This window comes from Pararhodobacter sp. (assembly GCF_036802785.1).
Classification (GTDB): Bacteria; Pseudomonadota; Alphaproteobacteria; order Rhodobacterales; family Rhodobacteraceae; genus Pararhodobacter.
Genome location: NZ_DAIRVN010000028.1, coordinates 25,491 through 50,849, shown reverse-complemented (window position 1 = coordinate 50,849; position 25,359 = coordinate 25,491). Strand labels below are relative to the sequence as shown.

Annotated in this window: 20 protein-coding genes and 1 tRNA gene; 13 read left to right on the top strand and 8 right to left on the bottom strand. The window is 66.4% G+C overall.

Features of this window, described 5'->3' with window-relative positions:
- The 8 genes from V7Q53_RS11450 to mraY form a co-directional block, all read left to right on the top strand.
- Nucleotides 1-816, top strand: an 816-nt coding sequence (locus V7Q53_RS11450) for an Mrp/NBP35 family ATP-binding protein (protein ID WP_333828680.1), incomplete at its 5' end; no start/stop codon positions are given.
- A 656-nt stretch (nucleotides 817-1,472) separates the two neighbouring features.
- On the top strand, nucleotides 1,473-1,976 hold the full coding sequence (mraZ, locus tag V7Q53_RS11445; RefSeq protein ID WP_333828679.1) for a division/cell wall cluster transcriptional repressor MraZ: 504 nt from the start codon (nucleotides 1,473-1,475) through the stop codon (nucleotides 1,974-1,976).
- Between the two features lie 9 nt (nucleotides 1,977-1,985).
- Nucleotides 1,986-2,978, top strand: coding sequence for a 16S rRNA (cytosine(1402)-N(4))-methyltransferase RsmH (gene rsmH / locus V7Q53_RS11440; protein ID WP_333828678.1), 993 nt, complete (start codon nucleotides 1,986-1,988; stop codon nucleotides 2,976-2,978).
- Nucleotides 2,978-3,343, top strand: coding sequence for a cell division protein FtsL (gene ftsL / locus V7Q53_RS11435; RefSeq protein ID WP_333828677.1), 366 nt, complete (start codon nucleotides 2,978-2,980; stop codon nucleotides 3,341-3,343). Before rsmH ends, ftsL begins: the two co-directional genes overlap by 1 nt.
- On the top strand, nucleotides 3,340-5,127 hold the full coding sequence (locus V7Q53_RS11430; protein WP_333828676.1) for a peptidoglycan D,D-transpeptidase FtsI family protein: 1,788 nt from the start codon (nucleotides 3,340-3,342) through the stop codon (nucleotides 5,125-5,127). The genes ftsL and V7Q53_RS11430 overlap by 4 nt, the downstream gene beginning before the upstream one ends.
- A gap of 151 nt (nucleotides 5,128-5,278) precedes the next feature.
- Nucleotides 5,279-6,763 (top strand): UDP-N-acetylmuramoyl-L-alanyl-D-glutamate--2,6-diaminopimelate ligase, encoded by a 1,485-nt coding sequence (locus V7Q53_RS11425; RefSeq protein ID WP_333828675.1) that lies wholly within the window; start codon nucleotides 5,279-5,281, stop codon nucleotides 6,761-6,763.
- Nucleotides 6,760-8,196 carry a UDP-N-acetylmuramoyl-tripeptide--D-alanyl-D-alanine ligase gene (locus tag V7Q53_RS11420; RefSeq protein ID WP_333828674.1) on the top strand — a complete coding sequence of 479 codons (1,437 nt, stop codon included), beginning with the start codon at nucleotides 6,760-6,762 and terminating at the stop codon, nucleotides 8,194-8,196. Before V7Q53_RS11425 ends, V7Q53_RS11420 begins: the two co-directional genes overlap by 4 nt.
- Entirely contained in the window at nucleotides 8,197-9,282 is a 1,086-nt protein-coding gene (gene mraY / locus V7Q53_RS11415; protein WP_333828673.1) for a phospho-N-acetylmuramoyl-pentapeptide-transferase, read from the top strand.
- A 206-nt stretch (nucleotides 9,283-9,488) separates the two neighbouring features.
- Here the strand turns inward: mraY and V7Q53_RS11410 are convergent, their stop codons facing one another.
- From V7Q53_RS11410 to V7Q53_RS11395, 4 genes are all read right to left on the bottom strand, one after another.
- Complete coding sequence (locus tag V7Q53_RS11410) at nucleotides 9,489-9,749, bottom strand: DUF6455 family protein (RefSeq protein WP_333828672.1); 261 nt, start codon at nucleotides 9,747-9,749, stop codon at nucleotides 9,489-9,491.
- 241 nt (nucleotides 9,750-9,990) lie between these two features.
- Nucleotides 9,991-11,469, bottom strand: coding sequence for a ribosome biogenesis GTPase Der (der, locus tag V7Q53_RS11405; protein WP_333828671.1), 1,479 nt, complete (start codon nucleotides 11,467-11,469; stop codon nucleotides 9,991-9,993).
- 86 nt (nucleotides 11,470-11,555) lie between these two features.
- Nucleotides 11,556-12,860 carry an outer membrane protein assembly factor BamB family protein gene (locus tag V7Q53_RS11400; protein WP_333828670.1) on the bottom strand — a complete coding sequence of 435 codons (1,305 nt, stop codon included), beginning with the start codon at nucleotides 12,858-12,860 and terminating at the stop codon, nucleotides 11,556-11,558.
- Nucleotides 12,861-12,921: 61 nt separating this feature from the next.
- Nucleotides 12,922-13,605, bottom strand: a complete 684-nt coding sequence (locus tag V7Q53_RS11395; RefSeq protein WP_333828669.1) for a tetratricopeptide repeat protein — start codon at nucleotides 13,603-13,605, stop codon at nucleotides 12,922-12,924.
- 425 nt (nucleotides 13,606-14,030) lie between these two features.
- Here V7Q53_RS11395 and V7Q53_RS11390 point away from each other — a divergent pair, with 425 nt between their 5' ends.
- The 3 genes from V7Q53_RS11390 (at nucleotide 14,031) to V7Q53_RS11380 (ending at nucleotide 19,817) form a co-directional block, all read left to right on the top strand.
- Nucleotides 14,031-15,113, top strand: a complete 1,083-nt coding sequence (locus V7Q53_RS11390) for an efflux RND transporter periplasmic adaptor subunit (protein ID WP_333828668.1) — start codon at nucleotides 14,031-14,033, stop codon at nucleotides 15,111-15,113.
- Between the two features lie 3 nt (nucleotides 15,114-15,116).
- Nucleotides 15,117-18,818: an efflux RND transporter permease subunit gene (locus V7Q53_RS11385; RefSeq protein WP_333828667.1), complete on the top strand. Its 3,702-nt coding sequence runs from the start codon at nucleotides 15,117-15,119 to the stop codon at nucleotides 18,816-18,818.
- A gap of 186 nt (nucleotides 18,819-19,004) precedes the next feature.
- Nucleotides 19,005-19,817 carry a heme-dependent oxidative N-demethylase family protein gene (locus V7Q53_RS11380; protein WP_333828666.1) on the top strand — a complete coding sequence of 271 codons (813 nt, stop codon included), beginning with the start codon at nucleotides 19,005-19,007 and terminating at the stop codon, nucleotides 19,815-19,817.
- A 15-nt stretch (nucleotides 19,818-19,832) separates the two neighbouring features.
- Here V7Q53_RS11380 and V7Q53_RS11375 read toward each other — a convergent pair whose 3' ends face one another.
- The 3 genes from V7Q53_RS11375 to V7Q53_RS11365 all read right to left on the bottom strand — a co-directional run bounded on the left by V7Q53_RS11375 (nucleotide 19,833) and on the right by V7Q53_RS11365 (nucleotide 22,746).
- Complete coding sequence (locus V7Q53_RS11375) at nucleotides 19,833-20,801, bottom strand: hypothetical protein (RefSeq protein WP_333828665.1); 969 nt, start codon at nucleotides 20,799-20,801, stop codon at nucleotides 19,833-19,835.
- A 165-nt stretch (nucleotides 20,802-20,966) separates the two neighbouring features.
- Nucleotides 20,967-22,373, bottom strand: coding sequence for a type I glutamate--ammonia ligase (gene glnA / locus V7Q53_RS11370; protein ID WP_333828664.1), 1,407 nt, complete (start codon nucleotides 22,371-22,373; stop codon nucleotides 20,967-20,969).
- A gap of 34 nt (nucleotides 22,374-22,407) precedes the next feature.
- Entirely contained in the window at nucleotides 22,408-22,746 is a 339-nt protein-coding gene (locus tag V7Q53_RS11365) for a P-II family nitrogen regulator (RefSeq protein ID WP_333828663.1), read from the bottom strand.
- Between the two features lie 186 nt (nucleotides 22,747-22,932).
- Here V7Q53_RS11365 and V7Q53_RS11360 point away from each other — a divergent pair, with 186 nt between their 5' ends.
- Nucleotides 22,933-24,483 (top strand): NAD(P)H-hydrate dehydratase, encoded by a 1,551-nt coding sequence (locus tag V7Q53_RS11360; protein ID WP_333828662.1) that lies wholly within the window; start codon nucleotides 22,933-22,935, stop codon nucleotides 24,481-24,483.
- A gap of 30 nt (nucleotides 24,484-24,513) precedes the next feature.
- On the opposite strand, the gene V7Q53_RS11355 is transcribed toward V7Q53_RS11360, so the two are convergent.
- Nucleotides 24,514-25,092, bottom strand: a complete 579-nt coding sequence (locus V7Q53_RS11355; protein WP_333828661.1) for a Hint domain-containing protein — start codon at nucleotides 25,090-25,092, stop codon at nucleotides 24,514-24,516.
- A gap of 170 nt (nucleotides 25,093-25,262) precedes the next feature.
- On the opposite strand from V7Q53_RS11355, the gene V7Q53_RS11350 reads away from it, so the two are divergent.
- A tRNA-Leu gene (locus V7Q53_RS11350) sits at nucleotides 25,263-25,347 on the top strand.
- The last annotated feature ends 12 nt before the right edge of the window (nucleotides 25,348-25,359 follow it).

The window sequence follows — 25,359 nt, the reverse complement described above, 5'->3', positions numbered from 1 at the left end:
CCCGCACCCAAAGGCGAGCCCCCGGCGCTGAAGATCGGCCGCCATCCCACGGCAGGCCCGGCCACCGTGCCGGGTGTGAAGCGGATCATCGCGGTGGGTTCGGGCAAGGGCGGGGTGGGCAAATCCACCGTTTCCGCCAATCTGGCTGTGGCGATGGCGCGCGAGGGCTGGCGCGTGGGCCTGCTGGACGCCGATATCTATGGCCCCAGCCAGCCGCGCATGATGGGCGTGGACAAGCGCCCCGCTTCGCCGGACGGCAAGATCATCATTCCCCCGGTGGCGCATGGCGTGACCATGATCTCCATCGGCCTGATGCTGCGCGAGGATGAGGCGGTGATCTGGCGCGGGCCGATGCTGATGGGCGCGCTTCAGCAGCTTATGACGCAGGTGCAATGGGGTGAGCTGGATATCCTGATCGTCGACATGCCTCCGGGCACGGGCGATGTGCAGCTGACTCTGTGCCAGAAATTCGATGTTCTGGGCGCGATCGTGGTGTCAACGCCACAGGATGTGGCGCTGCTGGATGCCCGCAAGGCGCTGCGCGCTTTCCAGACGCTGAAAACGCCGATTCTCGGCCTGATCGAGAATATGTCGACCTTCATCTGCCCGAAATGCGGCCATGAGGAACATATCTTCGGCGATGGCGGCGTGCGGCGGGAGGCAGAGAAGCTGGGCCTGCCGTTTCTGGGCGAGCTGCCGATCTCGGTCGAGGTGCGGCTGGCGGGCGATGGCGGGGTGCCGGTGGCAGCGACCGACAGCCCGATTGCCGAGGCCTACCGCCGCATGGCGCGCGCCGTGATGGAGCGTTGCGCCTGACCCGCTGACCGCTTCATGTGATCCCTGACCGCTGAGCGACTGATTCCCCTGCGACCCGTGCCCCCTGGCGCGGGTCGAATCATTTCTGCCCGGGACAGTGCCGGGAATTCATGGGATGAATTGGTCAGAGTATGGATTCGGGGTGATTCCCGGCTGAGTCCTCGCGAGTTCACCCAAGGAATCGTGGCATTCACGCCACATTGCGGTTTTTGTGGCGGGAAATTATGGCCCGGAACAGCTTCACGGTCGCACCGGATATCTAGTGGGGCTTGTGGTGTGGGTTGTCTATATGTTGGGTTAAAGGGCCCTGAAATCGCGGATATTGGGCCTCAGAACCTCACCGCCGCGTGAGCAATTAGTGAATCAGGGCAAAGAAAACCATTGCTTCCCATGATTTCCCATGTCATTCCTTTTCACACGGAAGAGCGGTCAAAAACAAAAAGACGAAACGAGGCGTTTCATACAGGCAACCCGCTTTTTCAAAACAAGAGATCCGGCGCGCGAGCGAGCAGACATCCCCCCAGGTGGCATGCGCAGTCGGGCACCCAGCGATGGGACAGAGGGCGGCGGTTCGGGCAGTGGCAGCAGCCCGGCCGCCGCTTTCCATTGCGGCGGGGCCATCCCGTCGCGGGCAGTGAGTGGAAAGGCGCATAAGCGTGGCGCGCAGATTTCGCGGCGAATACCACCAGAAGGTGGACACGAAGGGCAGGGTGTCTATCCCGGCCCTGTTTCGCCGTGTCATCGAGGCCGCTGACCCCGATCATACCGACGGCCAGCGCCCCAATCTGGTGATCGTCTACGGCACCGCCACCCAAAAACAGCTTGATTGCTATACGATCGAGGCGATCGACGGGATCGACCGGCGCATCGACCGCATGAAACCCGGCTCCATCGAGCGGAAGATGCTGGAACGCATCTATCACGGGCATTCGCTGCCCGCGCAGGTGGATGAGGACGGGCGCATCGTTCTGCCCGCCAAGCTGCGCGACAAGATCGGTCTGGATGGCGAGGCATTTTTCATCGCCTCCGGCGATCATTTTGAAATCTGGAAGCCTGAAACCTACGAGGCCGAGGAAATCGCCAAGGCCGAGGCCTGGCTTGACCAGCAGGATGAGGGTTTTGACCCGCGCACCCTGCTGCCTGACCTGCCCGAGATGTGAAGAAGGAACATGCCCCAGCCCACCGATGCCGCGCCCCATATTCCCGTCCTCCTCGGCCCGCTTCTGGCTGCGGTGGCGCCGGTGGAAGGGGTGTGGCTGGATGGCACGCTGGGCGCAGGCAGCTATGCCCGTGGCCTGCTGGAGGCCGGCGCGGCGCGGGTGATCGGCGTGGACCGCGACCCGCTGGCGCTGGAACTGGCGCAGGAATGGGCCGCCGCTTATGGCCCCCGGATGCAACTGGTGCAGGGCACTTTCGGGCGGCTGGATGAATATGCCGACGGGCCGCTGGACGGTGTGGTGCTTGATCTGGGTGTCTCGTCCATGCAGCTTGACCGGGCGGAACGCGGATTCTCGTTCAACAAGGACGGCCCGCTGGACATGCGCATGAGCCAGTCAGGCGAATCGGCGGCGGATGTGGTCAATGAGGCGTCTGAGGGCCTGCTGGCGGATATCCTGTATCATTACGGCGAAGAGCGCGCCTCGCGCCGCATCGCGCGCACCATCGTCAAGGCGCGCAGCGAAGCCCGGATCGAGAGCACGCTGCACCTTGCCGCGATTGTCTCAAGCTGCCTGCCGCGCCCCAAACCCGGTCAGAGCCACCCGGCCACCCGCAGCTTTCAGGCGATCCGCATCGCCGTGAACGCCGAATTTCATGAGCTGGTTGACGGGCTTGAGGCCGCCGAGCGCGCGCTGAAGCCCGGCGGAATGCTGGCCGTGGTGACCTTTCACTCGCTCGAAGACCGGATCGTCAAGCGCTTCATGCAGTTGCGCACCGGGCGCGGGGGGCAGGGCAGCCGCCATGCCCCGCTGGTCACGCCTGAACCCGCCCGTTTCGATGCCATCACGCGGCGCCCCATCGGTGCCGATGAGGCCGAACTGGCGGCCAACCCGCGTTCGCGTTCCGCCCTTCTGCGCATCGCGCGGCGCACCGATGCGCCTGCGGGCCCGGTTGACCGCACGGGCCTTGGCCTGCCGCTTCTTGCCCTGAAAGGAGGGGCGTGATGCGTTCGCTGTTCTATCTGCTTTCCGCGCTTGCCGTCATGGCGCTGGCGGTCTGGGCCTATAACGAGAACCACAAGAACCAGCAGGCCCGCGCCGAAGTGCTTGAATTGCGCCGCGAAATCCGCAGCCTGCGCGAAGCGATCAGCGTGCAGCGCGCCGAATGGGCCTATCTCAACCGCCCTGAACGGCTGCGCGCGCTGGCCGAGATGAATTTCAACCGGCTGGCGCTGATGCCGATGACTGGCGCGCAATTCGGGCGGATTGACGAGATCGTCTATCCGCTGCCCGAGCTTGAACCCGCGCTCAGCGATGCGATCGAGGTTCTGGGCGATATCCGCCACACCGCCGAGGAGCAGCAGCCATGATCCGCATTCCCCTGCGTCCGCTCGCCCGCGTTCTTGAGGCCCGTGCCCAGGGCGAAAACCCGCTTCATATCGAGCGCGAGAACCTGCGCCTGCGCCATGAGCAGATGCGCGATCAGGCCCGGCGGCGCGCCGAGTGGCGGCTGGTCTTCATGGCGGCTTTCTTCTTCATGGGCTTTGCGCTGATCGGCGCGCGGATGGGCCTGCTGGCCGCCAGCCCCCCGCATGAGGCCGCGGCCTTTCAGGGCGAGGACATCGCTGCCTTCCGCGCCGAGATCCATGACCGCAACGGGCGGCTGCTGGCCACCAACCTTGTCACCAACTCGCTCTATGCCGAGATGCGCTATATGGTGAACGGCGCGCGGGCGGCGCATGAACTGGCGCGCATCTTCCCCGAGATGGACGCCGAGCGCCTTGCCGCCCGCCTGACCGACCCCAACCGCCGCTTCGTCTGGATCCGCGCGCGCCTGTCGCCTGAGCAGTTGCAGGCGGTGCATGATATCGGCGAGCCCGGCCTGCTGTTCGGCCCGCGCGAGATGCGGCTTTACCCCAACGGACGGCTGGCCGCGCATGTGCTGGGCGGGGCCAGTTTCGGCCAGCAGGGCGTAAGTGCCGCCGAAATTGTCGGCACGGCGGGGGTGGAGCACCGGCTGGATGACCGGCTGCGCGACCCGGCGCTGGCCGACACGCCGGTGCGGCTGTCGCTGGATCTGACGGTGCAGGCCGTCGCCGCCGAGGTGCTTGAAGGCGGGATCAACATGATGACCGCCCGCGCGGGCTCAGTGATCATCATGGATGCCCATTCGGGCGAGATCGTTTCCATGGTCTCGCTGCCGGATTTCGACCCCAACAACCGCCCCGCCCCTCCCACCGAGGGCGATCCGACCGACAGCCCGATCTTCAACCACGCCGTGCAGGGTGTGTATGAGCTGGGCTCGGTGATGAAGGCCTTCGCGGTCGCGCAGGCGCTGGAGCTGGGCGTGGTCACGCCCGAAACCATGGTCGACACGCGCGGCCCGCTGCGCATCGGCCGCCATTCGATCAACGATTTCCGCAATTACGGCGCGTCGCTCTCGGTGACCGATGTCTTCGTGCGCTCCTCGAATATCGGCACCGGGCGGCTGGCGCAGATGATCGGTGCCGAACGCCAGCGCGAGTTCCTGCGCCGCTTCGGCTTTCTGGAAACCACCGGTGTGGAGCTGGCCGAAACCGCCCGCGCCCGGCCCCAGTTCCCGGATCGCTGGTCCGAGATTTCCTCGGTTACCATCTCCTATGGCCATGGCCTGTCCACCAGCCCGATGCAGCTGGCCGCGGGCTATGCGGCGCTGGTGAACGGCGGCACGCGGGTGGAGCCCACGATCCTGCGCCGCACCGCGCATGTCCCGGGTGAGCGGCTGATCTCCGAGCGGACCTCGGCACTCATGCGCGGGCTGATGCGGATGGTGGTGACACGCGGCACGGCCTCGATGGCCGAAGTCGAGGGTTTCGCGCTGGGGGGTAAGACGGGCACCGCCGACAAGCCCGATGCAACCGGCGGCTATGCCCGCAACCGGGTCATCGCCACCTTCGCCGGAGCCTTCCCCATGGATGACCCGCGCTATGTGATCGTGGTGACGCTGGATGAGCCCAATGAGACCTCTTCGGGCGAGGCGCGGCGCACGGCGGGCTGGACCGTGGTGCCCGTCGCTGCTGAAATCGTCCGCCGCACCGCACCGCTGCTGGGCCTGCGGCCCCATAGCAACGCGGAAAGCATGGCTCTGATTGAAGCGGCCATGCAGCTGCGGTAAGGAAGAGGGGCATGGCCCGTGCGCTTTCATCTTGCCGCAAATACGCTGCGGGGGTGAATTGGCGCGCAGCGCCAAGAGGGGGCTGCAAAGCCCCCTTTCCGGGCAAAGGTCTGGCGCAACGGGTCGTCAAGGGACAGGACATGAGGGCCGGATGGGGCAGTCACGCAAACTGAGCGAACTGGGGCTTTCCGCGCGCAGCGGCAATGCGCAGGCGGCGATTACCGGCATCGCGCTCGACAGCCGCGCGGTGAAACCTGGCTTTCTCTTTGCCGCCCTTCCCGGCACCCGTGTCCACGGGGCGGAGTTCATCACTTTTGCGCTGCGCATGCAGGCCGGGGCCATCCTCACTGATCGTGCAGGCGCGGCACAGGCGGCGCAGGTGCTGGCGGGTTACCCCGATGTGGCGCTGGTGGTGGCCGAAGATGTGCGCGCGGCCTTTGCCATGACGGTGGCGCTGTGGTTCGGGGCGCAGCCGGGCTGCACGGTGGCGGTAACCGGAACCAACGGCAAGACATCGGTCGCCAGCTTCACGCGCCAGATCTGGACGGGGCTTGGCCACGGCGCCATCAATATCGGCACCACCGGCGTTGAAGGCGCGTGGTCCGCCCCGCTTGCCCATACCACTCCCGATGCGCTGACCCTCCAGCGCCTGCTGGCCGAGGCCGCGGAGGCGGGCATTACCCATGCCGCGATGGAGGCCTCCAGCCACGGGCTGGATCAGCGCCGCCTTGACGGTGTGCGCCTTGCGGCGGCGGGCTTTACCAATCTCAGCCAGGACCATCTGGATTATCACCCGGATATGGAGGCCTATTTTCAGGCCAAATGCGGCCTTTTTACCCGGCTTCTGCCTGAGGATGCGCCAGCCGTGATCAATGTCGATGACCCATGGGGCGCGCGGCTGGTGCAGATGCTGGACACGCGCCCGGTGCTGCGCGTCGGATCGGCGGGTGATTGTGAGATACAGATGCTGGCGCAGCGTTTCACCGCCCATGGGCAGGAGCTGCGCTTTTCGGTCAAGGGCAAGCCCTATCAGGTGAAACTGCCGCTGGTCGGCGGCTTTCAGGCCTCGAATGCGCTTCTGGCGCTGGGGCTGGTGCTGGCAACCGGGGCCCATGCGGTCGAGGCCATCGCCACCTTGCCGAACCTTCAGGGCGTGCGCGGGCGGATGCAGCTTGCTGCCACCCGCCGCAACGGCGCGGCGGTGTTTGTCGATTTCGCCCATACCCCCACCGCCGTGGAAACCGCGCTCAAGGCCCTGCGCCCGCATGTGATGGGGCGGCTGATCGCGGTTCTGGGCGCGGGCGGCGACCGTGACCGCACCAAACGGCCGCTGATGGGCCGCGCGGCGGCGGAACATGCCGATGTGGTCTATGTCACCGATGACAACCCCCGTTCTGAGGATCCGGCCAGCATCCGCCGAGCCATTCTCGCGGCCTGCCCTGAGGCCAACGAGGTGGGCGACCGGGCCGAGGCCATTCTGCGCGCGGTCGATGCGCTGCAACCGGGCGATGCGCTGCTGATCGCGGGCAAGGGGCATGAGCAGGGGCAGATCGTGGGCGACACGGTCTATCCGTTCGACGATCTGGAACAGGCCAGCGTCGCCGTGGCCGCGCTGGACGGGAGGAGGGCGCGATGACCCCGCTCTGGACCGCCGCGCAGGCCGAGGCCGCGACCGGGGGCAAGGCAAGCGCCGGTTTCACCCTCACCGGCATTTCCATCGACACGCGCAGCCTGCAACCGGGCGATCTGTTCGTGGCGCTCAGCGCCGCGCGCGACGGGCATGATTTCGTCGCGCAGGCCTTTGAGCGCGGCGCGGCGGCGGCGCTGGTCACGCATATCCCCGAGGGGGTGAGCGGCCCCTGCCTTGTGGTGCCCGATGTGCTGGAAGCGCTGAGCGCGCTGGGGGCGGCGGGGCGCGCACGCTCACGGGCGCGGGTGGTGGCGGTGACCGGCTCGGTGGGCAAGACCTCCACCAAGGAGATGCTGCGCGAGATGCTGGCGGAGTTCGGCACCGTCCATGCCGCCGAGGCCAGTTTCAACAACCATTGGGGTGTGCCGGTGACGCTGGCGCGGCTGCCGCCGGATGCCGATTTCGCGGTGATCGAGATCGGTATGAGCCAGCCGGGCGAGATTGCACCGCTTGCCCGCCTTACCCGGCCCCATATCGCGCTGATCACCACGATCGCGGCGGCCCATCTGGCGGCGTTTGAATCGATCGAGGGGATTGCGCAGGAAAAGGCCGATATCTTTCTGGGGCTGGAGCCGGGCGGCACTGCCATCTACAACGCCGATACCGACACCGCGCCCCTACTGGCCGCGCGCGCGGCGGCGGTGACAGCAGCGCCGGGCGCCGGACAGGTCCTCAGCTTTGGGGAAAAGGGCGTGGATGTCCGCCTGACGGGCATGCGCGCCACGCCCGCCGCACTGGTGGTCATGGCCGAAGTGGACGGCGTGCCGCTGTTGCTGCGCCTGATCGATGCGGGCAGCCATTTTGCCCGCAACGGGCTGGGCTGTCTGGCGGTGGCCAAGGCGCTGGGGCTGGATCTGGCCCTTGCCGCGCAGGCGCTGGGGCGCTGGCAGCCGCCCGCCGGGCGCGGCCAGCGCGAACAGGTGCTGCTGGACCCGGCCGATGACACCCGCTTCACGCTGATCGACGATGCGTTCAACGCCAACCCCACCTCGCTGGATGCGGCGCTTGAAGTGCTGGCGGCCAGCCAGCCCGGCCCCGGCGGGCGGCGCATCGCCATTCTGGGCGACATGCTGGAACTGGGCCCCGATGCGCTTGCGCTGCATCGTGCTGTCGCCCGGCATCCGACACTGGAACAGGTGGCGCTTGTGCATTGCGTGGGCCCGCTCATGGCCGCGCTCTGGGAGGAACTGCCCGAACACCGGCGCGGCAAGCGCATGGCGCAGGCCGACGAGCTGGGCGCGCGCGCCCATCATCTGGTGCGCGGCGGGGATGTCGTATTGGTGAAGGGCTCGAAAAGCTCGCTTGTTTCGCGCGTGGTTGACGCGCTGCGCAATCTGGGGCACCCGGCGCCCGAGGATACCCCGAAAGGAACCGCCTGAATGTTCTATTGGCTGGCCGAGCTTTCCGAGGCCTTTATGGGCTTCAACCTGTTTCGCTACATCACCACGCGCGCGGGCGCGGCCTTTGTCACGGCGCTGATCTTCGGCTTTGTCTTTGGCAAACCGCTGATTGCCTTTCTGCGCCGCCGTCAGGGCAAGGGCCAGCCGATCCGCGAGGACGGGCCTGAATCGCATCTGCTGACCAAAAAGGGCACGCCGACCATGGGCGGGCTGCTGATCCTGTCGGCGCTGGTGGTCTCCACCCTGCTCTGGGCACGGCTGGACAACCCCTATGTCTGGCTGGTGCTTCTGGTCACCGTGGCCTTCGGGCTGATCGGTTTCGCCGATGATTACGCCAAGGTGTCAAAGGGTAACCACAAGGGCGTCTCGGGCAAGGTCCGCATGGCGCTGGGGATGGTGATTGCGCTCATTGCCTCGGTTGCGGCCATGTATATCCATCCGCCTGAATTGTCGGGGCAACTGGCGGTTCCGGTGTTCAAATCGGTGCTGATCGACATGGGCTGGTTCTTTGTGCCCTTCGGCATGTTCGTCATCGTGGGCGCGGCCAATTCGGTGAACCTGACCGACGGGCTGGACGGGCTGGCGATCATGCCGGTGATGATTGCCGCGGGCACACTGGGGGTCATTGCCTATGCCGTGGGGCGGGTCGATTTCACCAGCTATCTGGATGTGCATTATGTTCCGGGCACGGGGGAGTTGCTGGTGTTTTGCGCCGCGCTGGTGGGCGGAGGGCTTGGCTTCCTCTGGTATAACGCCCCGCCTGCCGCGGTGTTCATGGGCGATACCGGATCGCTGGCGCTGGGGGGGGCATTGGGGGCGATCGCGGTGGCCACCAAGCACGAGATCGTGCTGGGCATCGTGGGCGGGCTTTTTGTCATCGAGGCACTGAGCGTGATCATTCAGGTGCTTTACTTCAAGCGCACCGGCAAGCGCGTGTTCCTGATGGCACCGATCCACCACCATTTCGAAAAGAAGGGCTGGGCCGAGCCGCAGATCGTGATCCGGTTCTGGATCATCAGTCTGGTGCTGGCGCTGATCGGACTGGCGACGCTGAAGATCCGCTGAGTTTTCGCTGAAAACCGACCGGGAACTGGCCCCGGGGTATGACAGTGAAAGGGCGCAGGCACCCTTGAGGGGGCTTCGCCCCCCTCTGTCTTTTCCAAAAGGGGCAGGGGGCGTTGCCCCCTCTTGGCCTGCGGCCAATTCACCCCCGCGTATTTCAGGCAAGATGAAAAGGGGGGCCGCGCTTCTGGCGCTGGCGTCGCTTTGGGTCAGGCGGAGAGGCGCGCGAGCCAGGCCTGGTTGCGGCAGAAATCCGGGGCGGCAGGGGTGCCTTGGCCGTGGGCATCCATCCAGGAGGGGCATTCGGAAGCGCTGGCGCAGCCCATGCAGGTGAAGATCGCGCCGCGCAGCGCCTCGCCCTGCAGCACGCCCGCTTCGAGCGAAGCGCCCAGATCGGCATGCACCGTTTCGGCCATGCGCATGAGAAGGTCGGCGTGGTGGTCGATTTTCTTGATAAGGCCCATGGTCATCCTCCATCCGGCGTCCGGCGACGGCCGGGGCAGGAGAAGGAAGCCACGGCGCGCGCGCCTGCTCCATGATCTGGATCAATTCTGCGGCTCAGCGCATGGTCGGGGAGGGTGCCCGGGGCGGTCACGCCCCGGGAACTGCCAGAGCGCGCCGCTTTCATCCGCAGTCACGCGATACACTCAGAGCTATGGCTTCCGCCGCTCCGGAAGCGCAAAACCGGCTCCCGGTTTTGCGCGGCAGGCTCTAGCCCCGGTTGGGGCTGATGTGCTTTTTCAGCTTGGAGCGCTGCGACTTGCTGCGGTCCTTGTAGGGGTTCTGGTCGGCGCGGGAGCGCAGATACAGCCGGATCGGCGTGCCGGGCATGTCGAAACGCTCGCGCAGCCCGTTGACCAGATAGCGCTCATAGCTTTTCGGCAAATCCTCAGGGTTCGAGCACATGATCACGAAGCCGGGCGGGCGCGTCTTGGCCTGGGTGATGTAGCGCATCTTGATCCGGCGTCCGCCGGGGGCCGGGGGCGGGTGCGATTCGGTCATCGCGGCCAGCCACTGGTTCAGCTTGGCGGTCGAGATCCGGCGGTTCCAGATGGCATGCGCGCGCAGGATTGCCTCATGCAGCCGGTCCAGCCCGCGCCCGGTCTTGGCCGAGACGGTGATCAGCGGCGCGCCCTTGAGCTGCGGCAGATGGCGCTCAAAGGCCTGCAACAGCGCTTTCAGCTTGTCCTGCCTGTCTTCTTCCATATCCCATTTGTTGACCGCGATGACCACTGCGCGGCCCTCGGTCTCGGCCAGATCGGCGATGCGCAGATCCTGGCTTTCAAAGGGAATCGCGGCATCGAGCAGCACCACCACGACTTCGGCGAATTTCACGGCGCGCAGGCCATCGGCGACCGAGAGCTTCTCAAGCTTTTCCTGAACCCGCGCCTTCTTGCGCATGCCCGCCGTATCAAACAGGCGCATCGGCGTGCCGCCCCAGAGGAAGGGCAGCGAGATGGCGTCGCGGGTGATCCCGGCCTCGGGCCCGGTGAGCAGCCGGTCTTCGCCGATGATGGCGTTGATCAGCGTCGATTTCCCGGCATTGGGGCGGCCCACGACGGCGACCTGAAGCGGGCGTTTCTCGCTTGGAGTCCAGTCAGGCGGGCCGTCGCCGGCGTCGGTATCGTCAACCTCGCTGCCTTCCTCGACCGTCACATCGGTTTCGGGGGCCTCGGCCTCGGCGCGTTCTTCGAACTCGGCGGCCATGGGGCGCAGGACGTGGTACAGCTCATCCATCCCCTCGCCGTGTTCGGCGGACAGGCGCAAGGGTTCGCCCAGACCCAGTGAATAGGCCTCGATCAACCCGCCCTCACCGGCGCGGCCTTCGGCCTTGTTGGCGGCCAGAATCACATGGCGCGCGCGTTTGCGCAGGATATCGGCAAAGATTTCATCGGCGGGGGTGATGCCCACGCGGGCGTCGATCATGAAGAGGCAGATATCCACCATCCCCACCGCGCGCTCGGTCAGGCGGCGCATCCGGCCCTGAAGGCTGTCATCGGTGACATTCTCAAGCCCCGCGGTGTCGATCACGGTGAAGCGCAGATCGCCCAGCCGCGCGGTGCCCTCGCGCAGGTCGCGGGTGACGCCGGGCTGATCATCGACCAGCGCCAGACGCTTGCCGACCAGCCGGTTGAACAGCGTCGATTTGCCGACATTGGGGCGGCCCACAAGGGCCAGTGTGAAGCTCATGTCACCCTCCGGGGGCGTTGCCATACGTCAAAGACGCCCGACATAGGGTATGCCGGGCGCAGTGTAAAGGACGGGGCAGGGCGTGCTTAGCGGTAGGCGTGCAATACGCCGTCACGGCTCAGCACATAAAGGGTGCGGTTCATGACGATCGGGCCGGAGGCGGCGCCGCCCGGTACAGTGATCTGGGCACCGATGGCACCGCTGACCGGGTCAAAGCCGCGCAGGGCGCCGTCACCCGATGCCACCCAGAGCCGCCCGCCCGCGAGCAGCGGCCCGTATTGCGGATAGATCTCGGCCTGACGGCGGGGGCGGGCGTCGGTGAAGAGCGGCAGTTCCTGCGCCCAGACCGGTTCACCCGTGGCGGCGTCAAGCCGCATCACGCGGTTCTCGTCCGACACCAGAAAGACCGAGCCGCCAACCGGCCAGACCGGGCTGTAGGCGGCCTCACGCACCGACCAGAGGGTCTCGCCGTTACGCGCATCCACGGCCATCAGGCGACCGGACTGGTTGGCGGCATAGATCCGGTTGCCGTCGGCGACCGGATCGCCGGTGACCGACGAGATGTTTGCATAGGCCGCACCAACGCGCCGCCCGGCCAGAACCGCTGCCCAGGCGGAAGCGCCATTGGCGCGGCGTACCGCGCGCAGCTCGCCTGACTGGGTGGGGAAGACCACCAGATCGCCCGCCGCCGCCGGGGCTGCGGTGCGCGACATGATGGAGATGGATTCGGTGCCCGCCAGTGTCCAGTCGATCCGGCCGGTGGCGGCATCAAGGCTCCAGAGGGTGCTGTCGCCCGCGCTGACAAAGACCCGGTCACCCGAGACCATCGGTGCGCCCATCAGCGGTGAGTCGAACCGTTCGCGCCAGATTTCCGCGCCGGTATTGGCGTCAAACGCGCCAAGGAAGCCATAGGCCGAGGCCACGTAGAGCCGGTTGCCGGCGACCGCCAGCCCGCCGCCCGAGGCAGAGCCCTGGCGCGCCCAGTCCGGCGTCACGTCACGCGACCACAGCACCTGCCCGTTCGCGCCGGTGGCCTGCAGCCGGGCATCGGCATCAAGGGTGAAGATGCGGCCATCGGCGGCGACCGGCTCGGTCGCAAGCCGCAGGCGGCGGGCGTCGCCCTGACCGATGTCGGTGGACCATGCCAGCTGCGGCGAGGCCGACAGCGCCGGGTGTTGCGGGCGGGTGCCGTTGTTGCCCTGCCGGTGGCTCCAGTCTGCATTGGCGACCTGCGCGGGCAGCGCGATGGGTTGCGCGCGGTTTGCCACTTCGGTTCCGCCGCCCCAGGGCGCGCGGATGTCTATACGGTCGCCTTCAAGGATAGTGTCGCGCGAACACGCACCGAGCGCGCCCACCAGCCCGAGTATCGCCGCGAATCTGATCAAGGTCACGCCGGTGCCCCTTTCAATGCTTCAACTGTCCCCGCGCAAGGCGCAGGGCTTCAATGGCCCGTCAGCCAAGATCGGTTCCGACCTCGCCGCCGAGAACGACAATCACCTGTGTGACCCTGCGGCGCAAGTCGCCGGTCAGGTCTGGCTCAGAGAGAAGCGCGCGGAACTGTGCCAGCGCGGCCTCGGTTTCACCCGCCTCGACGCGCAGCAGCGCCAGTTGCTCCAGCGCCAGCGGGCGGTAGGCCTGACCGGCTGCGGCCAGCGGGGCCAGCGCGGCCTCGCGCTCGGCCAGCGGCAGGCCGGGGCCTGCGATGATCACGCGCTTGAGCGTGGCAAGCTGGCGGTAGCTGTCGGGCAGGGCGGTATCGTCGGCCACAGCCTGCAGCGCGCTCAGCGCGCCCGGGCGATCACCTTCTTCAAGGCTTTGGGCGGCCAGCAGCAGGTTGACGATGGCCAGACGGCCCTGACCCTCACGCCCGGTGCCCGCCTGTTCCCCGGCGAGCGCCGTCAGCGCGCTGCGCTGCGCGGCCGGATCGTCGTTGTTCAGCGCCGTGATGACCCCGTCACCGAAAGCCTGCGCGGCGGCCTCATTGCGGGCCTTGGACCATTCGTTCCAGCCCGCGAAGCCGACAATGGCCAGCACCGCGACCACCGCGATCCAGCCATACCTGCGCATCAGCCCGAACAGCCGGTCGCGCTTGAGTTCCTCGTTCACCTCGTCGATGAAGCTGTCGGTATTGCTCAACTGTCCTGTTCCCGCCCTGATCTGTTGCCGATATGCCTTCTGGCCCTGCCCACTTCTAGCGCGAAGGCACAAGGCTTGCCAAGCCCGCCCCCGGCACTGCCCCGGTTTTTCGTTCATTTGCCGGTGCGTGGCGCTGAGCAGGCGAAAAACGGCGGGGATAGCCGGGAAAAGCAGGGGGTTATCGGGAAAAAAAGACGCGTCCGACGTCAGACGACTCGTTGCAAGCGCATCTGAACAGGCGTAATCCGATGCGCGATTGTGCAGTTCGATCATAATCTGGCCGTATTGACCTTGAAGAACGCGCATCGCGCTACGAAATCTGGGCGGCAAGCGGGGTCGAACGTGACGCGCTGCGCACGGGGGTGCAAGCTGCGGCTGCTTTGGCCGCAACAGCTTGCGCTTGTCGGCCTTGGGAAGGTTATGGAATGCGTCTGATCCCTTTGATCACAGCGGCCCTCGTTCTGGTCGCGCTGTACCTGATCGTGATGGAGCGCGATGCGCTTCTCGCCTTTGCCGGCGCGGTGCCCGAGCAGATCGAGGCGCCTGAGGCCGAAGAGCCGCCAACCCTGCGCGTGGTCGTCCAGCGGATTGAAGAGCGCGAGCTTGAAAGCGCGGTCGTGTTACGCGGGCGCACCGGCGCGGCGCGGCAGGTTGAGGTGCGGGCGGAAACCTCGGGGCTGGTGGCATCGCAGCCGCTGGCGCGTGGCAGCATGGTGCAGGCGGGTGAGGTTCTGTGCGAACTGGCGCCGGGCACCCGTGCCGCCAGCCTTGCCGAGGCCGAGGCGCGGCTGGCTGAGGCCGAGATCAATTTCAACGCAGCCACCCGCCTCAGCGAAACCGGCTTTGCCGCACAGACCCGCGTGGCATCGGTCGATGCCGCACGCCGCGCCGCGCTGGCCGGGGTTGAGGCCGCGCAGGCAGAGCTGGACCGCCTGATCATCCGCGCACCCTTTGACGGCCTGCTGGAGAATGACACCGCCGAGCTGGGCAGCCTGCTGTCGCCCGGCGGGCTTTGTGCAACCGTGATCCGCCTCGATCCGATCATGCTGGTCGGCTATGCCGCCGAAACCCAGATCGACCGCATTCAGGTTGGCGCGATGGCCGGTGCGCGGCTGTCGAACGGGCAGGAGGTGGTGGGCAGGGTTACGTTTCTGGGCCGCAGCGCCGATCCGGGCACCCGTACCTTCCGTGTTGAGGTCTCGGTGCCCAACCCGGACCAGACCATCCGCGAGGGCATGAGCGCCGATATCATGGTCTCGGCCAGCGCCACGCGCGGCCATCTGGTGCCGGGTTCGGCGCTGACGCTGGATGATCATGGCCGCCTTGGCATGCGCCTTGTCGATGCCGAAAGCCGCACCTTCTTTGCTCCCGTCACCGTCCTGCGTGATTCGCTGCAGGGATTCTGGGTCTCGGGCCTGCCTGACCCGGCGGATGTGATTGTGGTGGGGCAGGAATACGCCACCGACGGCATCACCGTTCAGGTTCACCACCGCAACGCCGGGGAGTAGGCGATGGAACGCATCGTCGATTGGGCAGCAGACCACGCCCGCATGGTGATCGCCTGTATTCTGCTGACCCTTGGGGCGGGGGCGATGGCCTATGTCAGCCTGCCCAAAGAGGGGGAGCCGGATATCGAGGTGCCCGCGCTTTTCGTCTCGGTTCCGTTTCCGGGCATCTCGGCCACCGACAGCGAGACACTGCTGATCCGCCCGATGGAGCGCGAGCTTTCGGACCTCAACGGGCTGACGCGGATGTCGGCCACGGCCTCGCAGAACTACGCCGGGATCGTGTTGGAGTTTGAATTCGGCTGGGACAAGAACGCCACCATCGCCGAAGTACGCGACCGTATGAGCCGCGCCGAGGCCAGCTTTCCCGCCGGTGCCGACAACTATTCGATCAACGAATTCAACTTCTCGCAGTTTCCCATCGTGATCTATGCGGTGTCGGGCGATGTGCCTGAACGCACGCTGATGCGCGCCGCGCGTAATCTGGAGCGCGCGGTGGAAAGTATCGAGGCCGTTCTGTCGGCCGATGTGGCGGGCACGCGCGACGAGATGGTCGAGGTGATCATCGACCCGCTGCGGCTGGAGGCGTACAACGTCACCGCCGGTGAGCTGATCAACGCGGTGACGATGAACAACCAGCTTGTCGCCGCCGGTGAGATTGAATCCGAGAGTGGGCGCTTTTCGCTCAGCCTGCCGGGCAATTTCGCGGATGTGACCGATATCTATGATCTGCCGGTAAAGACCAATGGCGACAGTGTGGTCACGCTCGGCGATCTGGCGACAATCCAGATGACCTTTCAGGACCGCGCGGGCACGGCCCGGTTTCAGGGCACCAACACGCTGGCCCTTCAGGTGGTCAAGCGCAAGGGCTACAACCTGATCGGCACGGTTGACGCCGTCGCGGAGGCCATCGCCGCCGAGATCGCCACCTGGCCCGAAGAGATGCGCGCCTCGGTCACCGTGACCCCGGCGCTGGACCAGTCATGGCAGGTCCAGTCGATGATCAGCCAGCTTGAGGGCTCGGTGCTGACGGCGATCGCGCTGGTGATGATTGTCATTCTGGCCTCACTGGGCACACGCTCGGCGCTGCTGGTGGGCTTTGCCATTCCGACCTCGTTCTTCCTGTGCTTCATCCTGCTGGGGCTGCTGGGGGTGACGATCTCGAACATCGTCATGTTCGGCCTTATCCTCGCGGTGGGCCTGCTGGTTGACGGCGCCGTGGTGGTGACCGAATACGCCGACAAGCGCATCTCCGAAGGCGAGGGGCCGATGCGCGCCTATGTCAGCGCGGCCAAGCGCATGTTCTGGCCGATCATCGCCTCGACGGCGACGACGCTCTGCGCCTTCGGGCCGATGCTGTTCTGGCCGGGCGTGGCCGGGGAGTTCATGGGGATGCTGCCGCTGACCCTGATCTTCGTGCTGAGCGCGTCACTGGTGGTGGCGCTGGTCTTCCTGCCGGTGGTGGGGGGCGTCGCCGGACGCATCTCACGCCGGTTCGAAGAGGGTTCGCAGGTGCTGCGCCGGTTGCCCTGGCTGCTGCGCCTGCCGTTTCTGGCTGCCGCGCTGGCGCTGCTGGCGGGCGGCGCGCTGGCGCTGCTCAACCCGGCGGTGGCCGGGCTGGACGGGGCTACGGGAGCGATGCGCTTCCTGCCCGGCGGGCTGCTGATGATGCTGGGCGCCATGGCCATGTCGGTGACGCTGGGTGCGGTGCTGCCGCAGCGCCAGCCGGTGCGGGTGAATGTCGGCCATCGGCGCACGCTTTTCGGGCGGGTGATGACGCTGCTGGTGGGCAACCCGGTGATGCCTTTCGTCGCCATCGCGGCGGTGGCTTTTGTTGTGGTTCAGGTCTTCCTCTACTTCGGCGAAAACAACTATGGCGTTGAATTCTTTGCCGATACCGAACCGGAACAGGGGATTGTCTATGTCCGCGCGCGCGGCAACCTCTCGCTGGCCGAGAAGGATGCGCTGCTGCGACAGGTCGAAGAGATCGTGCTGGCGGAACCGGGCGTGGCGGCCAGCTTTGCCTTCGCCGGGTCAGGCGGGCTGAACGCCAATACCGCCGGCGCCCAGGCCCCGCGCGATTCGGTCGGGCAGATCCAGTTTGAGCTGCTGGACTGGTCGCTGCGCGACAACAACCCCGCCATGTTGGGGCGGGCGATCCTTGACCGGATGGAAGCGCAGTTCGTGCAGATACCCGGCATTTATACCGAGTACATGATCATGTCCGGTGGCCCTGCGGGGTCCAAGCCGTTGCATCTGCGGCTGACAGGGCAGGATTTTGACGTGCTGGGGCAGGCGGTGGATACCGTGCGCGACCGTATGCGCGCCATGCCCGGGGTCATCGACATCGAAGATACGCGGCCCTTGCCGGGGATTGACTGGGAAATCCGCGTTGATGTGGCGCGCGCCGGGCGCTTTGGCGCCGATGTCGCCACCGTGGGCGGCATGGTGCAACTGGTGACGCGCGGCCTGATGCTGGACACGATGCGGGTGGACACCTCGGACGAAGAGGTGGAGATCCGCGTGCGCCTGCCCGAAGGGGACCGGCTGCTGACCACGCTCGACACCCTGCGCGTGCAGACGCAGGCGGGGATGGTGCCGCTGTCGAACTTCGTCACCATCGAGCCGATGGCCCTGCGCGGGCAGATCGACCGGTTTAACGAACAGCGGTATTTTGACGTGAAGGCCGGGGTTACGCCCGATCTGTTCACTGTGTTGGATAGCACGGGCACCGAATTGCGCGTGCTCACCCGCGCACAGGTTGACCCGCGTGAACATGCCGACGGCTCTGCCGACGCCCTTGCCGCGGCGCAATTGCGCGACGAGATCCGCGGCGCCGGGCAGCGGCTGGTGCCGGTTACGCCCAGCGAGCGCATCGCGGCGCTGAGCGCCTGGTTCGAGAACGAGAACCCGCTGCCCGAAGGCGTGGGCTGGGAATGGACCGGCGAGCAGCAGGACCAGGAAGAGGCGAGCGCGTTCCTCATGGTCGCCTTCGGCGCGGCGCTGGGGCTGATGTTCCTGATCCTGCTCACCCAGTTCAACAGTTTCTACAATTCGGTTCTGGTGCTGCTGGCGGTGATCCTGTCGACCACGGGTGTGCTGATCGGCATGCTGGTGATGGGGCAGGCCTTCTCGGTGATCATGACCGGGACGGGGATCATGGCGCTGGCCGGGATCGTGGTGAACAACAACATCGTCCTGATCGACACCTATCAGGATTATGCGCGCTACATGCCCCGGATCGAGGCGATTATCCGCACCGCCGAAGACCGTATCCGGCCGGTGCTGCTGACCACGATCACCACCATGGCGGGGCTGACGCCGATGATGATGGGCGTATCGATCGACTTTTTCGCGGGCGGCTACACCCTGGATGCGCCTGCCGCGATGTGGTGGAAACAGCTGGCGACGGCGGTGGTGTTCGGGCTGGGGGTTGCCACGGTGCTGACGCTGATCCTGACGCCCTCGCTGCTGGCGGCGCGGGTCTGGGCTACGGCAATGGTGCAGGGCGTGGGCCCGTCGCTGGCGGCGCTGCGGCGCGGCAAGGCGCGCGATGACCGGGCGCTGACGGCGCGCACGCGTAAGGTGCGCCATGCCGAAATCATCTGGGACCCGGTGCCGGTCTATGCCCCGGCGCAGCCCGCAGCACCGGGCGACGCCGAGCCCACGCCGGATGCACCACGCTCGCCTCTGCGGGCGGCGGAATAGGCCAGCGCCCCGGACCGGGGGGCGCGGCCGTCCACCCCATCGAGGGGCGGACGGCCGCCGGGGGCCAAGCCCCCGCGCGCGCCTGTGGCGGTCCGTGTTCAGGCAGGTGAGCGGAGCGGTGGCGGCGCCCTGTGACAGGCCAATCCGCCGTTGCGGCCTTGAACATGCGCGCCCGCTGATCCAGACATGCCCGGCCCCCACCGGAGAGATGCTTTGCCGATCCTGCATGACCGTCTGCCCTTTCACCTCTGGACGGACCCGCGCCTGAACCGGCTGCTGGGTATTCTGCCGCTTGATCGGGATGACTGGCTGCGCGTTGATGAGGTCTATGGCCCGCAGATGGCGGAACGCGCGCGACTGATTGCCACCATCCCGGACAAGGTCCATGCGCTTTTGCCCGAGGCGCGCGCGGCGGCGGCCGAGCTATACGCGATGATCGCGCAGCATCTGCCGGGGCTGGGGTTTCAGCGCCACGGCGGCGACTGGCTTTGCCCCGACGGGCGGCGGGTGGCCGATGACCCCGCCCATCCGCTTCTGACGCTGGGCCATCTGGTGCAGGAAGACCTGTGCCTGCTGCAGCCCGGCCCTGATGGCAGCCATCGGCTGACCGGCGCGATCCTGTGCTTTCCGGCCAGCTGGACCCTGTCACAAAAGATCGGGCGCAGCCTGCTGGATATTCACGTGCCAGTGCCGAGCTATGGCCCGAATATCGCCGCCCGGGTTCAGCGGCTGTTCGATGCAATCCGCCCGGAACAGCCGCTCTGGCGTGGCAATGTGCTGGATTACGCCGATCCTGCGCTCTACCAGCCGCGGCTTGAGGGCGAAGCGCGGCCCGCAGGTGAGGGCAAGAAGGCTTATATCCGCTCGGAGCGTCAGTGCCTGCTGCGCCTGCCGCAAAGCCGGGCGGTGGTGTTTTCGATCCACACCTATCAGGTGCACCGCGCCACGCTCAGCCCTGAGGCCGAGGCGGGTTTTCGCGCGCGCAGCCATCCCGCCTGAGGCGCAGCCGGGTTGCTACAGCATTCCGGCCAGGGGCGGCACCAGCAGCGCATACCACAGCGCCAGCGTGGCAAGATTGGCGGCCCGCGCCAGATTGAGGCGGCGACGGCGGGCCTTTTCTGCCGCCTCTTCCGCGACCGGGGGGGCGGCGCGCATGGCCCGGGCCAACCGAGCGTCCTGCCGGTGCAGGCGGGGCAGGGCAGCGGCGCGGCCGGTGGCGCGCGTCCGCCCGAACAACTGCCCGGCAGAGCGCTGCGAGGCACGCTCGGCACGGGTCTGCGGATGGCTTTCAGGAAGCGTTGCGGGTTGGTCGGCGGGAAGCGGAAAATCGGTGAGCAGGGGCCGGTGGCGCGGGCGCTCCCCCTCCGCCGCAAGCTGCAGCGGGCGGGCGGTGTCGCCGGGCAGCAGAAGCGCCTCGGCGCCGCTGGCGAGAAATTCTTCGCAGGTGAAGGCCACGGCACCGGGCTGCCAGATCACGGTGGCGGGGGCTGCTGCCTCGATCACCGGCTCCAGCAGCGCGCGGCATTCGCGCACCAGTGCCAGCAGCGCGGGATCAGCGGCTTCCGACAGACCTTCCTCAGCGCTCTCCCACCCCGCCGGTGCCGCGCCGCGCGGGCGCAACAGCACGCTCAGCGCGCAGGGGTGATGGCGCAGCGCATAAAGCACCCGCCCGCGCGCCAGATCGGCGCTGTCCGGGGCGGCGTCATCATCAGGGTGTTGCGCCAGTTGCCGCGCGTTGGGGGCGGGGCGCAGCACGCCGTGGAAGGCCTGAGCGGGCAGCGCGCCATCGGTATGCGCCAGAACCAGCTCATACCCTTCAATCCGCAGGCGCAGCGAGGGGCCTTTCAGCGCGATCCAGGAGACCTTGCGACCGTCAAAGCGCAGATCGTCAATGAGGAACTGCATGGCCAGCGTCAGATCGGGCGGCCGGGCCTGCGGCCCGTACAGCAACATCGCTCCGGCGTATCTGGTTTGTCCCCGCATTCGGCCTCATTCCCGGCGATGGTTCCATGCCCGTACCGGGCAAAGTCTAGCCCCCGAATGTGGCATCAACAAGAAAGATTCCCCGACAACTGTCTGTATCGAAAGGCAGAACGAAAAAACCCGCGCCGGTAAAGGCGCGGGGATAACAGGTTCAGTGCTGAAGGATCAGCAGCTGTAGTAAAGCTGGTATTCGACCGGATGCGGCGTGTGTTCGTAGGTGTAAACCTCTTCCCACTTCAGCGCCATGTAGCCGTCGATCTGATCCTTGGTGAAGACATCGCCTGCCAGCAGGAAGTCGTGGTCTTCGGTCAGCGAATCAAGCGCCTCGCGCAGCGAACCGCAGACGGTGGGGATTTCGGCCAGCTCTTCGGGCGGCAGATCATAGAGATCCTTGTCCGATGCGGGGCCCGGATCGATCTTGTTCTTGATCCCGTCAAGGCCTGCCATCAGCAGCGCGGCGAAGGCCAGATAGGGGTTTGCAGCCGGATCGGGGAAGCGGGCTTCGACGCGTTTGGCCTTGGGCGATTCGGTCCACGGAATACGGACGCAGCCAGAGCGGTTGCGGGCCGAATAGGCGCGCAGAACGGGGGCTTCAAAGCCCGGAACCAGACGCTTGTAGCTGTTGGTTGCAGGGTTGGTGAAGGCGTTCAGTGCCTTGGCGTGCTTCAGAATGCCGCCGATGAACCACAGCGCTTCCTGGCTGAGGTCGGCGTATTTGTCGCCTGCAAAGAGCGGCTTGCCGTCTTTCCAGATCGACATGTTCACATGCATGCCCGAACCGTTGTCGCCCTTCATGGGCTTGGGCATGAAGGTTGCCGAGCGGCCATAGGCGGCGGCAACGTTGTGAATCACGTATTTGTATTTCTGGATGTTGTCGGCCTGCTCGGTCAGCCCGCCGAAAATCAGCCCCAGCTCGTGCTGGCAGGAGGCGACTTCATGGTGGTGCTTGTCCACCTTCATGCCCATCGCCTTCATGGTCGACAGCATTTCCGAGCGGATGTCCTGACCGTCATCAATCGGGTTGACCGGGAAATAGCCGCCCTTGTGACCGGCGCGGTGGCCCATGTTGCCGCTTTCAAAATCGGCATCGGTGTTCCAGGCGGCGGCGGTCGCGTCGATCTCGAACGCCACCTTGCTGGGGGTGTTCGAATAGCGCACGTCTTCAAACAGGAAGAATTCGGCCTCAGGCCCGAAATAGGCGGTGTCGCCGATCCCGGTGGATTTCAGATAGGCTTCGGCCTTTTCGGCGGTGCCACGCGGGTCACGGCTGTAGGATTCGCCGGTGTCGGGCTCAACCACGTTGCAATGCAGACACAGGGTCTTTTCGGCATAGAACGGGTCAATATAGGCGCTGTTGGTATCGGCCATCAGTTTCATGTCGGACTGGTCGATCGACTTCCAGCCGGCAATCGACGAGCCGTCAAACATGAAGCCCTCTTCCAGAAAGTCTGCGTCAACGAGATCAGCAATCACTGTCACGTGCTGCAGCTTGCCGCGCGGGTCTGTGAAGCGGATGTCGACATATTCGACGCCCTCTTCCTTGATGGTCTCGAGAACCTTTTCGACGCTCATGGTTGTTCCCCTGATAATTGAAACTGAGGGTGGATCAGACGGCATCTTCACCGGACTCGCCGGTGCGGATGCGGATGACTTGTTCGACCGGGGTGACAAAGATCTTGCCATCGCCGATCTTGTCGGTGCGTGCGGCGGTGATAATGGCCTCGATGGCGGCCTCGACCATATCGTCGGTCAACACCACCTCGACCTTCACCTTGGGCAGGAAATCGACGACATATTCCGCGCCGCGATACAGTTCGGTATGGCCCTTCTGGCGCCCGAACCCCTTGACCTCGATCACCGACAGGCCCTGAATGCCAACTTCCTGAAGCGCTTCCTTCACCTCATCGAGTTTGAAGGGTTTTATGATGGCTTCGATCTTCTTCATGCTGCACTCTCCTGCACATCGGCGCCGGGCTTGAGCCCACAGACCACGTTCCCATGGGCGCCACAATCGAATAGCCTGAGCCCGGCGGGGGTTTTCCCGGCGGGGGCGGCATAACCGGCGATATTGATTAAAATTTAATCACCGGGCGGCAAATTCAGGGCATTTAGTGAACGGAACGCGTGTGAAATGACCGAATTGCTGACATCTGCCCAAATGCGCGCCATCGAGGCGGCGGCGATTGAGTCGGGCGCGGCCTCGGGCATGGCGCTGATGGAACGTGCCGGTCGGGGTGTGGCCGATGCGGTTTCGGCGCGCTGGGGGCAGGGCGGGACGGCGGTGGTGCTGTGCGGGCCGGGCAACAATGGCGGCGACGGCTTCGTGTTGGCGCGTCTGCTGCGCGAGCGCGGCTGGCGGGTGAGGGTTCACGCATTGGGCGACGGGGCGGGCGCCGCGCCGGAGGCCGCGCAGGCGCGCGCCCGTTGGGCCGAGGTGGGGTCAATTGCCCCGCTTGCGGCGGTCGAGGACGGTTTTCTGGGGCCGCAGGTGCTGGTTGTCGATGCGCTGTTCGGCACCGGGCTGCAACGCCCGGTCGCGGCGGCGGTCTGGCAGATGCTGGCGCGCGCGCAGGCGCGCGGCGCGGCGCTGGTGGCGGTGGATATCCTGTCAGGCATCTGCGCCGACAGCGGGCGGGTGCGCGCCGAGGGCGGGTATCTTGACCGCCCTGCCGACATGACGCTGACCTTTGAAAGCCTGAAGCTGGGCCATGTACTTGATGCGGGCGGCTGCCTGGCCGGGCCGGTGCAGGTGCTGCCCATCGGTATCCGCGAAGAACTGGCGGCGCTGTCGCAATCAAGCACGCTTGCGCGGCTGGTCGAGGGGCCTGCGCTGGATCTGGCGAAAGGGCCGGGCAACAAATTCACCCATGGGCATCTGCTGGTGCTGTCCGGCGGCGAAGGGCAGGGCGGCGCGGCCCGTCTGGCGGCGCGCGCGGGCCTGCGTATCGGCGCGGGGCTGGTGACACTGGCCTGCCCGCCCGGGGTGCTGAGCGAGAATGCTGCGCGGCTGGATGCGGTGATGTTGCGTCCGCTGAAAGATGGCGCGGTGCTGGCGGCAATGCTGGAGGATCCGCGCATAACCGCCCTGTGTCTGGGCCCGGGTATGGGGCTTGATGCGCGCGCTTCGGGGCTGGTGGCGACAGCGCTGGAATCACGCCGCGCGCTGGTGCTGGATGCCGATGCGCTGACTCTGATCGCCCGCGAACCGGCGCTGATGGCGTTGCTGCACCGGGGCTGCGTGCTGACCCCGCATGGCGGCGAATTTGCCCGGCTGTTTCCGCGGCTGGAGGGGCGGCTGCGCGATGTCACCACCCCCGGCCCGGCGTTCTCGCGCTACGATGCGGCGCGCGCGGCGGCGGCGCAGACCGGCGCCACGGTGCTGCTGAAGGGCGCCGATACAGTGATCGCGGCGCCGACGGGGCGGGCGGTGGTGCATGCCGCGCTTGGCCCGCGGGCCGCGCCATGGCTGGCGACGGCGGGGGCGGGGGATGTGCTGGCGGGGCTGATCGCGGGGCTGCTGGCGCGCGGCGCTGACCCGGTGGCTGCGGCTGAAACGGCGGTCTGGCTGCATACTGAGTGCGCCCGCGCCTTTGGCCCCGGCCTGATCGCCGAAGACCTGCCCGAGGCGCTGCCGGGTGTATTGCGCGCGCTACAGAAAACCCCCGCCGGGGCGGGGGCTTGAAGGGGTAAGGTGCAGGGCGGTAGCGTCGGTTCAGTGCATCCGGTTGCGCGGCGGGGGCGGCATATCCTCGTCCAGCACAATCTCGTCGCTGCCGCCAAAGGGCTTGGGCGCACGGGTCTTTTCACTGGCCAGATAGAAGCCGTTGCTCAGGATCATCTGCGGGCTGTCGAAATGCAGCCGGAACAGCCGCACCAGCTTGCGCGTGTCCCGCATGACGCGCATGCCGTCGATCAGCGATCCGGCGGGGGTGGCCAGCGATTCCTGCTCGAACACCACATGCGCGCGCCAGTCATCCACGGCGACCTGTTGCATCGCGGGCACCACCAGAAGCGGCTCTGCTCCCAGATCCTCGGCACCCGGTTCCGACCCGGGCGCGGCAGGCGGCATGAAGGCCACCACATCAATATCGCAGGCCACCAGCGTGCTGGTGCCGCGCAACTCGCACAGGCCATTGTCGCGGGTAACGATACGGTCCCCGGCAAGCAGATATTCCACCGGCCGGTCGCCCTCGTCAGTGCGGATCAGCGTGCCCTCCAGAAACCCGGTGGGGCGCTCGCGCTGATGCACCACGGGAATGGCACCAGAGTGGATTTGCAGTAGTTCGGGCATATGACTCGCTCTCGAAAACCTATAGTTAACTTTTTGCGCGTCATTCATGGCCTAAGTTTGGCACCTTTCCCGCAATTGTGCGGCGATTCCCTCTCGCATCGGGGCTGGCTTCTTGCTAGAACGCGCGCGATTTCGGCGCTACCCGATGGGCAGGGCCGGGGACGGTATTTGCGGGTGTGGCGAAATTGGCAGACGCACCAGATTTAGGTTCTGGCGCCGCAAGGCGTGGGGGTTCAAGTCCCTCCACCCGCACCAGATGAAACAAAG